Origin of the sequence: Glycocaulis abyssi (assembly GCF_041429775.1) — a bacterium.
Lineage (GTDB): Bacteria > Pseudomonadota > Alphaproteobacteria > Caulobacterales > Maricaulaceae > Glycocaulis > Glycocaulis abyssi.
On record NZ_CP163421.1, the window covers coordinates 2,872,079 to 2,883,807 of the forward strand.

The 11,729-nt window shown below is 63.7% G+C and carries 13 protein-coding genes and 1 pseudogene; 6 read left to right on the forward strand and 8 right to left on the reverse strand.

Annotated features, from left to right (window positions below; all coding sequences use genetic code 11):
* The first annotated feature begins 46 nt into the window (after positions 1–46).
* Positions 47–499 carry a hypothetical protein gene (locus tag AB6B38_RS13915; RefSeq protein ID WP_371393533.1) on the forward strand — a complete coding sequence of 151 codons (453 nt, stop codon included), beginning with the start codon at positions 47–49 and terminating at the stop codon, positions 497–499.
* An 82-nt stretch (positions 500–581) separates the two neighbouring features.
* Positions 582–1,889, forward strand: coding sequence for an ATP-dependent RecD-like DNA helicase (locus AB6B38_RS13920; protein ID WP_371393534.1), 1,308 nt, complete (start codon positions 582–584; stop codon positions 1,887–1,889).
* Here AB6B38_RS13920 and dut read toward each other — a convergent pair.
* The 8 genes and pseudogenes from dut to AB6B38_RS13960 all read right to left on the reverse strand — a co-directional run bounded on the left by dut (position 1,886) and on the right by AB6B38_RS13960 (position 7,957).
* On the reverse strand, positions 1,886–2,335 hold the full coding sequence (gene dut, locus AB6B38_RS13925) for a dUTP diphosphatase (RefSeq protein ID WP_371393535.1): 450 nt from the start codon (positions 2,333–2,335) through the stop codon (positions 1,886–1,888). The genes AB6B38_RS13920 and dut overlap by 4 nt on opposite strands.
* Positions 2,336–2,359: 24 nt before the next feature.
* On the reverse strand, positions 2,360–2,815 hold the full coding sequence (locus AB6B38_RS13930) for a hypothetical protein (RefSeq protein WP_371393537.1): 456 nt from the start codon (positions 2,813–2,815) through the stop codon (positions 2,360–2,362).
* Positions 2,816–2,880: 65 nt separating this feature from the next.
* Positions 2,881–4,085: pseudogene (gene coaBC, locus AB6B38_RS13935) on the reverse strand (bifunctional phosphopantothenoylcysteine decarboxylase/phosphopantothenate--cysteine ligase CoaBC).
* A gap of 45 nt (positions 4,086–4,130) precedes the next feature.
* The gene (locus AB6B38_RS13940) at positions 4,131–4,538 is read right to left on the reverse strand and encodes a type II toxin-antitoxin system death-on-curing family toxin (RefSeq protein WP_371393538.1); all 408 of its coding nucleotides are present in this window, start codon (positions 4,536–4,538) and stop codon (positions 4,131–4,133) included.
* Entirely contained in the window at positions 4,535–4,825 is a 291-nt protein-coding gene (locus tag AB6B38_RS13945; protein WP_371393539.1) for a hypothetical protein, read from the reverse strand. Before AB6B38_RS13945 ends, AB6B38_RS13940 begins: the two co-directional genes overlap by 4 nt.
* Positions 4,826–4,857: 32 nt before the next feature.
* Complete coding sequence (gene ubiB / locus AB6B38_RS13950) at positions 4,858–6,405, reverse strand: 2-polyprenylphenol 6-hydroxylase (protein WP_371393540.1); 1,548 nt, start codon at positions 6,403–6,405, stop codon at positions 4,858–4,860.
* Positions 6,406–6,471: 66 nt separating this feature from the next.
* Positions 6,472–7,224, reverse strand: coding sequence for a class I SAM-dependent methyltransferase (locus AB6B38_RS13955; protein WP_371393541.1), 753 nt, complete (start codon positions 7,222–7,224; stop codon positions 6,472–6,474).
* Positions 7,225–7,279: 55 nt separating this feature from the next.
* The gene (locus AB6B38_RS13960) at positions 7,280–7,957 is read right to left on the reverse strand and encodes a YbaY family lipoprotein (protein ID WP_371393543.1); all 678 of its coding nucleotides are present in this window, start codon (positions 7,955–7,957) and stop codon (positions 7,280–7,282) included.
* A 96-nt stretch (positions 7,958–8,053) separates the two neighbouring features.
* On the opposite strand from AB6B38_RS13960, the gene mutM reads away from it, so the two are divergent.
* From mutM to rpsT, 4 genes are all read left to right on the forward strand, one after another.
* Entirely contained in the window at positions 8,054–8,929 is an 876-nt protein-coding gene (gene mutM, locus AB6B38_RS13965) for a bifunctional DNA-formamidopyrimidine glycosylase/DNA-(apurinic or apyrimidinic site) lyase (RefSeq protein ID WP_371393544.1), read from the forward strand.
* 85 nt (positions 8,930–9,014) lie between these two features.
* Entirely contained in the window at positions 9,015–9,935 is a 921-nt protein-coding gene (locus tag AB6B38_RS13970; RefSeq protein ID WP_371393545.1) for a TraB/GumN family protein, read from the forward strand.
* 132 nt (positions 9,936–10,067) lie between these two features.
* Positions 10,068–10,844 carry an enoyl-CoA hydratase gene (locus AB6B38_RS13975; protein ID WP_371393547.1) on the forward strand — a complete coding sequence of 259 codons (777 nt, stop codon included), beginning with the start codon at positions 10,068–10,070 and terminating at the stop codon, positions 10,842–10,844.
* Between the two features lie 143 nt (positions 10,845–10,987).
* Complete coding sequence (rpsT, locus tag AB6B38_RS13980; protein ID WP_371393549.1) at positions 10,988–11,254, forward strand: 30S ribosomal protein S20; 267 nt, start codon at positions 10,988–10,990, stop codon at positions 11,252–11,254.
* The last annotated feature ends 475 nt before the right edge of the window (positions 11,255–11,729 follow it).

Here is an 11,729-nt window from a genome sequence, read left to right on the forward strand (position 1 = left end):
ACGGCCATAGCACGCTTGGCTCGAAACGGTCCAAGGGAGGTGTCTCATGGCACAGGGGAATGTACGGCGGAATTCACGGCCACGCCTGATGGTGGCGGCGGCACTGGGTCTGATACTGACGGCGTGTGCGACGCAGGAAGGCTATCGCCAGCAGGCGGCGCTGCATCTGGGCCAGTCAGCCGACATGCTGATCGTGGAGCGTGGCTCTCCGGTGGCGCGCGATTATCTCAGCGATGGCTCGGAGGTGTGGACCTATTTCGTGGCCGAGCAGCGCCATGATCCGGGCGGCTACACCACCATTCCGCGCGAGCGCCGGATTATCTGGACAGACCGGCATGGCAATGAACACGTCCGCATCGAGCAGTATGACGAAACGGTCTACACCCCGCCGCGCAGCTGGATGGTAGAGTGCGAGACCCGGTTCGTGGTCAGCCCGGAGGGGATTGTGCGTGATTTCCGCTTTGAAGGGGATGCCTGCCGCGCGCCAGAGCTCAGCTGATACCCGCAAGGGCCGCAGCAAGGTGTGAATAGGCCGGTATTGGCCACTGGCGGCAGGGGGCAAACCGCGTCAGCCTGCCAGGATGACCGACACCCCCGCCAAATCCCCCGCCTCGGCCGATCTTGACGGCCCGGTACTCGACTATCTGGTCAATGGCGGCTCCCATGTCTTCCTGACCGGGCGGGCCGGGACCGGCAAGACCACGCTGACGCGCGCCGTGCTGGAGCGTCTGGGGCCGACGGCAGCTGTGCTGGCACCCACTGGCGTTGCCGCCATGCAGGCGGGCGGGCAGACCCTGCACGCTTTTTTCCGCCTGCCGCCGCGCCTTGTGGAGCCCTCCGATATTCGCCGCCTGCGCAATGCGCGCGCGGTGAAGGCGCTCAAAACCCTAGTCATTGACGAGATTTCCATGGTGCGCGCCGACATGATGTGGGCGATTGATGCCAGCCTGCGCCTCAACCGGGAAAGCTCGGAGCCCTTTGGCGGGGTGCGCATGATCGTGGTGGGCGATCTCTCCCAGCTCCCTCCTGTCGTGCGCGATGAAGAGGCCGGTTATCTGGAGATGGCCTATGGCGGGCCGTTCTTCTTTCACCCGCCCGCGTTTCGTGACGCCGGATTTTCCATGCTGGAACTGACCAAGGTTCACCGTCAGGCAGACCCGGATTTCGTGCAGATACTCAATGCCGTGCGCACCGGCGAGCTGACGCGCGAGGAGGGCGCTGTCCTCAATACCCGTGTCACCGGCCGGTCAGGGCTGGAAGCCAGCGCGACCCATGTCGTGCTGACGCCCACGAACGAAGCGGCCTTCCGCATCAATGCGCAGCGCCTTGATGCCCTGCCGGGCAAGCCGGAGCTGATCGAGGGCAAGACGAGCGGCCAGTTCGATCAGCGCATCATGCCGACCGATGATCCGCTGATCCTGAAACGCGGTGCGCGCGTCATGCTCTTGCGGAATGATCCGGGCGGGCGCTGGGTCAACGGATCACTTGGAGAAGTCGTCGGCTTTGCCGAAGCTGGCGTGATGGTGAAAATCGGCGATGAGGTCCACCGCATCGAACCGGTGCAGTGGGACCGCCACGCCTATAGCTATGATGCGGCGGCAAAGGCGCTGAAGAAGGAAACCGTTGGCAGCTTCACCCAGATGCCGCTGCGGCTCGCCTGGGCGATGACCATTCACAAGGCGCAAGGATTGACGCTGGACCGGGTCTATCTCGATCTGCCGGGCCGCCTTTTTGCGCATGGCCAAGCCTATGTCGCCCTGTCGCGTGCGCGTACGCTGGATGGGATGGAGCTGTCACGCCCCTTGCGCCCGTCCGACATCATTGTCGACCAGCGCATATTCGATGTGAAAAGCTATTGCGATCCTGCGCCAGCCGCGCTGTCAGCCTAAACGCCTGTCGAGCCAAAGCCGCCTGCGCCGCGCTGTGTTTCGTCCAGCGTGTCAGCCGGTACCAGCTCGGCCTGAACCACGGGCGCGACAATCATCTGGGCGATGCGCTCGCCCCGGCGCACCACGAACGGTTCGCGGCCATGATTGATGAGGTTCACGCGGATCTCGCCGCGATAATCGGCATCGATTGTGCCGGGCGTGTTCACGCAGGAAATGGCGAACTTTGCGGCCAGGCCGGAGCGGGGCCGCACCTGCGCCTCATAGCCTTCGGGCAGGGCAATCGCGAGACCCGTCGGGATAAGCTGCCACTCACCCGGCTGCAGGGTGACCGGCGCGTCTTCGGGCAGCGCGGCGGGCAAATCCATGCCTGCCGATCCCGGTGTCTGGTAGCGGGGAAGGTCCAGGCCCGCAAAATGCTCCAGCGCCTTGATGCGCACCTGAACCATGAAAGAATCCCCCGCCGGAAGCTGCTATTGCGGGTTTTCTTCCATCCAGCGTTCCATTTCGTCAATGCCGTCGTCAAAGCCTTCGACAGCAGAGATGATCGCCGAGCGCTCCGCGTCATCAATCGATCCCATCATGATGCTGATGGAGTAATTGCCTTCTTCGATGCCCATGCTGAGAACGGTCGGGTCATCGGCCGTGCCGGCACGGATCATCAGCGGCAGGCCCGTCAACAGGACCTTGAAGTCGTTGCGGGCCGGCACAACACTGTCCCGGTCGCACAGGATGGCGCCCGTTCCTTCAGGCAAAGGCGGCAATTGCAGCGGGCCGGGCCGGGCGGTGGCCTCCTGCACGGAGAAACCTTCGATAACTGTTGGCTGGGCGCCGGCCTCCCCCGGAATGGCGAAGCAATTGGCGAGCGCAGGCGCGCCCAGCGCAAAGCTCGCAATAAGGGCGGCACCGCTGGCGAACAAAGTCTTCATGGAGAAACTCCTGATAGCAGCCGCGGACGGAGACATCCAATCCATCGGCCAGAACGCCCCGGAGCCTAGCGCTGCATAGGCATGCGTAACAAGGCCATCACTGAATTGCCCAGTTTTGCCGCAATATCTGCCTTGGATGCGCGCGGTAGAACTTCCGTTCCGTTGCGCGAAACAATCAGCGCCGCATTCTCGGCCCCGCCCATCGCATCGCCCGACACGTCATTGGCGATGATGAGATCGCAGCCCTTGCGCTCCAACTTGGCGCGCGCGAGTGCTTCGAGCGCATCCGGATCGGTTGCCGTTTCTGCAGCAAACCCGACGACCACGCGTGGGCGGCGATCCCCGTCCAGGCTTGCGACACTTTTCAATATGTCAGGGTTTTCAAAGAGCTGCAGGCTCGCAAAGCCCGCCTTGTCGGTTTTCATCTTGCTGGCATGGCGGCTGGCCGGGCGCCAGTCGGCCACGGCGGCAACGCCGATATAGGCGTCCGCCGGAAGGGCGGCCATCACGGCGTCGTGCATCTCCAGCGCGGTCTGAACCCTGACCAGATCGATGCCCTCAGGTGGCGCGATACTGACCGGCCCTGAGACCAGCGTCACGCGTGCGCCGCGCGCCGCCAAGGCTGCGGCCAGCGCATAGCCCTGCCGCCCTGAAGAATGGTTGGAAAGGAAGCGTACCGGATCAATCGGCTCGATTGTCGGCCCGGCCGTGACGATGATGTGCGGTGTAATCATGCGTTCAGGAGGCTGAGTGCCGCCTCCGCGATGCGCATCGGCTCGGCCATACGGCCCGGCCCGAACTCTCCACACGCCATCTCGCCTTCGTCCGGCCCGACAAAGGTTATCCCACGGCTTTTCAGCGTGGCGAGATTGGCCTGTGTCGCGGCATGCTCCCACATGCGCACGTTCATGGCAGGGGCCATCAGGACGGGCTTGTCGGTGGCCAGCAGCGCGGTGGAGGCCAGATCATCGCACAACCCGTGTGCGGCCTTGGCCATGATGTTGGCGGTGGCGGGCGCAACGACGATCAGCTCTGCCGAGCGTGACAGCTCGATATGGCCCATCTCGGTCTCGTCCGTGAGGGAAAAGAGATTGTCATAGGCTTTCTCGCCCGACAGCGCGGCGACACTCATCGGCGTCACGAACTGCTTGGCGGCATCGGTGAGGATGCAGCTGACGCCCACCTCGCGCCGCTTCAGCTCGCGGATCAGCTCCAGCGATTTGTAGGCGGCGATACCGCCGGAAATGATGAGAAGGATGCGCCGGGTCATGTCGTCTCCGCGAGCTGTGCGACACGCAATTGGATCAATGCCGCCCTACCGGACAAAGCGGGGGTCTTCAACGCCCAGGCGCCTGCCCCAGTCGGCGAGAGTGTGCTCGTCGAGTGTGCCGGCGGCAAGGGACCGAAAGGTTTCAGCCAGGTCTGCCTGCGTTGTATCCATCCTTACGCCGTTCAGAAACAAGGTAATCAGGAAGGCGGTAGCTGCGGCCCGCTTGTTGCCATCAACAAAGGGATGGTTGCGCGCTATGCCGTTTGCAAGGCTGGCGGCCACGGCGAATACATCCTCGGACCCGTCGGCATAGGCCATCAGGTTCTCCGGCCGGGCAAAGGCGGACTGCAGCAGGCCCTCATCGCGCAGCTGCAGGGGGGTGCCGCCGCTTTCGGCGAGCACTTCCCCCATAACCGCGAGATAGCCTGCATAATCGGGCAGGCGCACGCTCATCGCGCCAGCGCCTCAAGCGCAAAACGGTATTGGGCCATTGCTTCACGGCCTGCTTCCACCGTGTCGTCATAAGCGCCGCCTGCGGCGCGGATGATGACACGTCCCGGTTCGGCGATGACCGCCACCGGGTGGTCAGGCGAAAAGCCCGCTGCATCCAGCGCGGCCCGCGACAGCGTTACGCCATAGCTATTGCCGGTCTTGCGCAGCTTGCGTGTCTCGTTCACCGGCGCATCCGCTGACTGAGCCGTTTCGTGATCAAAGGGATGTCCGGGCCGTTCGCGCATCATGCACCTCCACCCCTATATAAGCACATGCGTGCTTACATTGCAAGGCGACCTGTCAGGGCAAGGGTGAGCAGCACGGCGAGGCTGGCGGCTGCCACGGCGATGGCCGCACCGGTCACCCAGGCATGCCGGGCGGGCTGGGCCAGATCATCAGGCGCGTTCATGCGCTCGGCGGCTTCGGTCAGGCGCTCCAGTGTGACGGGCAGGGCAACCAGGCTGGTATGCAGGCGTTCCAGATCGCGGAAGATATCACGCACGCGCCCTTCCGGCCCCAGCTCGCGGCGCATGAAGCGCTCTACGGCAGGCGCGGATGCCTCCCACATGTCATGGGCGGGGGTGAGGGTGCGGCACACGCCCTCCACCTGCACCATGGTCTTCTGCAGGAGGATGAGCTGGGGCTGAAGGTGCATGTCGAACAGCTCGGTCACTTCAAAGAGCTGCAGGAGCACGCGTGACATCGGCACCTCGTCGGCGCGCTTGCCGAAGATCGGCTCGGCAACCGAACGCAGCGCAGCGGAGAAGTCCGCGCGCGCATGATGAGACGGCACATAACCGGCATCGAAATGGGCATCGGCGGCGCGGTCATAATCGCGGGTGAGGAAGCCATGGAGGATGCGCGCCAGATAGCGCCGCTCCGGGCCTTCCAGCCGTCCCACGATGCCAAAATCGACCGCCCACAGCTTGCCATCACGGCCCACGAACAGATTGCCGGCATGCATGTCGGCGTGAAACGCGCCGCGCTCCAGCGCGCAGGTCAGGAAGGCATCGGTGATGTCGGAGGCGAGCTTGATCCGGTCGATACCGGCGGCGTCAACGGCGTCGATATCGGTCAGCGGGATGGCGTCGATCCATTCGGTGGTCAGCACGCGCTTGGCGGTCAGCGGCCAGATCACTTCGGGGATGTGGAGGTTCTGCGCGGCGACAGCGGCTTCCATCAGCTCGCTTGCACCAGCGGCCTCCATGCGCAGATCCAGCTCCAGCACCAGCGAACGGGCGACCGTCTCCACAAAGGCGCGCGGTTCCAGCCTGCGCGAGGCCGGGAAGAAGCGCACGGCGAGCCCTGCGCCCATGCGCAGCACGGCAATATCCTTGTGGATGCGCTGATCGATACCGGGACGCAGCACTTTTACCGCGACGGTTTGGCCATCATGTGTGACCGCCTTGTGGACCTGAGCGATGGAGGCGGCTGCTGCGGGCGGGCCAAATTCGGCAAACAGCGTCTCTACCGGCGCTTCCAGCTCGGCTTCAACCACCTTGCGGGCCTCGGCATCGGGGAAGGGGTCCATCCGGTCCTGCAGGCGCGACAGGCCGCGCGCGAAATGCACGCCGACCACATCCGCTCTGGTGGCCAGTACCTGACCCAGCTTCACATAGGATGGACCGAGTTCTTCCAGCGCGCGTGCCAGCCGCTCGCCGGGATTGTCCGCCCGTCCGCGAATGGCCACGAGGCGCGCCACCCGCCCCGCCAGACGCGCAGGCGCCGGGAAGACGGCCTGATATTCCACCGGGAACATGGCGTCGTGACGCGCCAGCGTCCACGCCGCGCGGATAAGCCGGAAGAAGGTGAAGACAGGTCCAAACATCACGCCGCGAGGTTTAGGGGGCAAAGCCCGGTTTGGCGAGGGGGCGCATGTGCGGCGCTTTTACCGTCAACCTACCCGCCAGCCGGTGTGCAGGGCTGCGATGCCGCCGGACAGGTTCGTCACCTTCACTTCTCCAAAGCCTGCCTCGCGCAGCTCGGCGGCGAAGGCTTCCTGATGGGGAAAGCGGCGGATGGATTCGACGAGATACTGATAGCTGTCGCGATCCTTGGCGATGAGGGCGCCCAGTTCGGGGATCGCCTTGAATGACCACAGATCATAGATGTTCGCGATTGAACGCGTGACCGGCCGGGAGAACTCCAGGCACAGGAAACGCCCGCCGGGCTTCAATACCCGGTGCATCTCGCGCAGCGCCTGCATGCGGTCGGTCACATTGCGGATGCCAAAACCGATCATCACGCAGTCGGCGCTTTTATCGTCAAAGGGCAGGCATTCGGCGTTGGCGACGGCCCATTCGATGCCATCTGCCTGGCCGCGCCTGATGCCTGCACGCAGCATTTCCTCATTGATATCGGCGACGATGGCGGTGGCGGGTGTCTCGCCGGGACGTTTCGAGCGCTCGATGAAGGCGCGGGCCAGATCGCCCGTTCCGCCCGCCACATCGATCAGGCGCTCGCCGGGCTTTGGCCTTGCGCGGGTGATGGTGATGTCCTTCCAGACCCGGTGAATGCCAAGGCTCATCACATCGTTCATCAGGTCATAGCGGCGCGCGGAGCGGTCGAACACGCCGCGCACAAGGCCCTGCTTTTCCTCGCGCGGCACTTCGCGGAAGCCGAAGGATGTGGTGTTGGTATCGTTCATGGGTCTAAGCCTAGCCTTGGCCACTGAAAGCCGCCAGTGCGGCGAAACGCGCCGCTCAGTAGAGCCGCACGCAGTCCGGCCCGGCCTCGCCGTCTATGGCGTAGCGTGCGGTGGCACCGCCATCGTCAAACCATGTCTGCCCGTCCGCGCTTTCATGGCGCAGCACGCCTTCGGCTTCGCCCGCCATGGCCGGGCCAAGCGGGTATTCGGTGTCTTCCACCGAGAGCGTGGCGCCCTCTGGCGTGCGGTCAAGGATCACCAGACCGTCTACGCACAGGAATATCGCTTCCTCGGCCTCCACCACGGGTGTTTCGTCCGCCGCAGCAGGCAGGCTGGTATCGAATGGGTCCAGAGGTATCTCGCCCGCATTGATCCGGGCACGGCGGACATCCACCGGAATGGCGGCGCTCAGCCAGCGCAGCTCACCATCCCAGGCCAGTGCCGCACGCACCGCATAGCTCGAAGCGTCGTCAAGCCGGGCCGGATCGATTGTCAGGCTCACTTCCAGCGGCAGGTCGGCACCGTCCAGCACAGCGCTAGCTTCTGCCACCGCCCCACCATCTCCGCTTGCCGGTATCAGCTCCACCAGCACGGCCGTCCCGTCGGGCAGGCGCACGGGCTCGCCGATGCTCAAGGTGGCGGTCAGCGTGCGCGGCGCGGTCTCGTCAAACGGCGAGCAGGCAGCGGCCAGAAGCAGGCCAAGCGTGATAATGGCGGCATATACTCGGATCATGGCGGGCCTTCATGTGATACTGGCCCTCGCCTTAGCACAGCGTGTGGCCACATTCTAAGCTGCAAGACGCATCACTTTAGAGAACGAGGCCATACCATGCCCGAACTGCCAGAGGTGGAGACCGTGCGCCGGGGACTCATTCCGGCCATGGAAGGGCGGCGCATCCTGTCCGCGCAGGTGAACCGGGCCGATCTGCGCTTTGCCTTCCCGGAGCGTATGGCAGAGCGCCTTACGGCGGTGCAGGTGGAACGGCTCGACCGGCGGGCGAAATATCTGCTCGCGCGGCTGGGATCAGGTGAAACCCTGCTCATGCATCTGGGCATGTCGGGCCGGTTCTCGATTACCGCAGATGACATGGCGCGCCAGCCGGGCGATTTTGTCTATGCGGCGCCCGCCAATCCCGCCCACGATCATGTCGTGCTGGAGATGGAGGGCGGGGTGAGGGTCACCTATAATGATCCGCGCCGTTTCGGCTTCATGGCGCTGTTTGATACCGCGCAGGAGGCGCAGAACCCCTATCTGGCCCAGCTGGGGCCGGAGCCGGACTCAAATCAGTTTTCCGGCCCTCATCTGGCAGCAGCGCTCAAAGGGCGGCGCTCGCCCATCAAGACCGCATTGCTGGACCAGCGCGTCGTGGCGGGGCTGGGCAATATCTATGTGTGCGAGGCACTCTGGCGCGCGCGCATCAGCCCCAGGCGGCTGGCCCATACCATTGTCGGCAAGCGCGCTGACGCGCTGGCGGTAGCCGTGCGTAATGTCATCGCTGAAGCCATCGATGCAGGCGGGTCTACACTACGCGATTATGCGGGCGCAGACGGCGCGCTGGGTTATTTTCAGCACCGCTTTGATGCCTATGGCCGGGAGGGCGAGCCATGCCGTGGCAGTTCGGCCAGCGGTGTGTGTGCAAAGCTGATATCGCGCATCGTGCAGCAGGGCCGCTCGACTTTTTTCTGTCCCGATTGCCAGCGATGATCGCGAACGTCACTCGCGGTCTGGTGGTGGCACCCCGGCGCGGTCCATGATGGTCACGCCAACATGAAGCTGGAAGGTCTTATCTATGCTGAAGAATGTTATCAGGAATGCGGGCTTTGCGGTGCTGGGCCTGCTCGCCGGGACAGGTCTTTTATCTCCTGAGCACAGCCACGCCACCGACTATGCCACCATTGAGGCGTCTCCGGCCCTGTGGACCATCGAGGCTGATGGCGCGACGGTTCATCTGCTGGGTACCTTCCACCTGCTGCCTGATGCCCTGAACTGGCGGTCTGATGCCGTGAACGCGGCCTTTGACGAGGCCGATACGCTCTGGCTTGAAGCCGATGTGCTCAGCGCGGAGGCGCAGGCGCAGATGCAGGCGCTGATCCCGCAGCTTGGCCTGAACCCGCAAGGTGTCACTCTCTCCTCGCTTCTCGGTCCCGATACATATGCCGCGTTCGAGGCGCAAACGGCCGAGCTTGGTGTTCCGGCGGGCAATTTCGAGCCGGTGCAGCCCTGGCTCGCCGGGATCACGCTGGGTGCCATGCAGCTTCAGTCCTTCGGGTTCAACCCGGCGATGGGCGTGGAGGCTGTCCTGAGCGCGCAGGCAAACGCGCAAGGCAAATCCATCGGCTATCTGGAAACGGCTGAAGGCCAGCTGCGTATTCTCGCCGATCTGCCGATGGACATCCAGATCGAGTGGTTGCGGGTGAGCCTGGACGAGATGGGGGATCTGCGCGGTGAGCTGGACCGGATGGTGACGGCCTGGGCCACCGGGGACATGGACATGCTCGACTCCCAGGTGAACGGCTCGATCCGTGATGCCAGCCCGGAGCTGTATGAAGCCCTGATGGTGAACCGCAATCACGACTGGGTGCCTCATATCGAGGCGATGCTTGCCGCGGGCGGCACGCATTTTGTCGCCGTGGGTGCAGGCCATATGCCCGGTGATGACGGGGTCGTCGCATTACTGCAGGCACAAGGTCATACGGTCACCCGGCGCTAACCCCGTCCCATCAATATGCAGATATCGCCCGCCCCAGGGTGTCGACCCCGGGGCGCGCTTCCTGTATGGAGGCCGCCGCATCGGACTTCGCGCACGCTGCAGACAGCGCGTCATCCTCAAGGAGTGCTCAAGATGGCCTACAAGACGATCCAGACCAAAACCGAAGGCCGGGTAGGCGTCATCACGTTTGACCGCCCCGCCGCGCTCAATGCGCTTTGCGACGAGCTGACCACGGAGCTGGCGGCGGCGCTGGAAGCTTTCGAGGCGGACGAGGATATTGGCTGTGTGGTTCTGACGGGCTCTGCCAAGGCGTTTGCAGCCGGCGCTGATATCAAGGAATTGCAGGATCGCGATTTCGTCTCGCTCTACATGCACGACCCCTTCGCCAAGAGCTGGGAGTCGGTGGCGCGTTTCCGCAAGCCGATTATCGCCGCCGTGGCAGGCTATGCGCTGGGTGGCGGCTGCGAGATCGCCATGATGTGCGATTTCATCATCGCTGCAGAGAACGCCAAGTTTGGCCAGCCGGAAATCAATCTGGGCGTGATGCCTGGCGCAGGCGGTACGCAGCGCCTGCCGCGAGCCGTCGGCAAGTCCAAGGCCATGGATCTGTGCCTTACGGGGCGCATGATGAATGCCGAGGAAGCAGAGCGCGCCGGGCTCGTCTCGCGCATCGTGCCGGCTGAAGACCTTCTCGATACGGTGATGGAAGCGGCCGAGACCATTGGTGCCAAATCCCTGCCGATCGCCATGATGACGAAAGAGGCGGTCAACATGGCCTATGAGATGGGCCTGACCGAGGGCATCCGCTTTGAGCGGCGCGTCTTCCAGTCCCAGTTTGCCACCGAAGACCAGAAGGAAGGCATGGCCGCCTTTGCCAGCAAGCGCGCCGCGCACTTCCGTCACCGCTGATTTAGCGCGCTGCGCGGTTGACGCGGGCGGGGCGCACAGGTATACGCCGCGCCTCACTTCGCTGATCGCTTGCCTTTGACGAGGCGCGGCGCGAAAGTGAGAGCAATAGGTTTCAACGACTGTTTCAGGCCCCTGGAGTATCCATGGCGAATACGAGTTCGGCGAAGAAAATGGTGCGCAAGATTGCGCGCCGTACCGCCATCAACAAAACCCGCCGTTCACGCATGCGCACCTTCGTGAAGAAGGTGGAGCTGGCCATCGCGGCCGGCAACCAGGCCGAGGCCCGCGACGCACTGCGCGCGGCCGAGTCTGAAGTGATGAGCGCGGTTTCCAAGGGCGTCATCCACAAGAATACCGGCTCGCGGAAGGTTTCGCGCCTTTCGGCCCGCGTCAAATCGATGACAGCTTAATAAAAACTCGTCCTTAGCCGGACAAGTTCAAGGCGTGCCTGCAGGGGTTCTGCAGGCACGCTTTTTTATTATTTCTCTGTTCAGAGAACCGCCGGAATCGCCTGTTCTGCAAGGCGTTCGCACAAGCCTTCCAGCTGTAATTTTCTCCGGTCCTGATGGCGGCAAACCCGTCCCGGCAGGAACGCCTGCGGAACGTAAACCGCAGCTGAATTTTTTTTCACTGCGCAACGTCCAGCGCAATCAGGGAAATCTCCTTGTCAAGCGCCGAATCGCTCCGGAATCACGGTTAATGATGTTGATTCCCGGCGCGCTCTGGCTAACCTGTGTGAACCGACGCGACTGATCTCCATACGGACCAAGAGCGGGCTTCGGGGGTGAGCACATGGCTTGCCACCGGCTGGAGAAGTCTTGTCTGAAATCAAAGATTTAGCTGCGGCGTTTGATCCGCAGTTCACCGGTTTGAGGTTGGGGACTA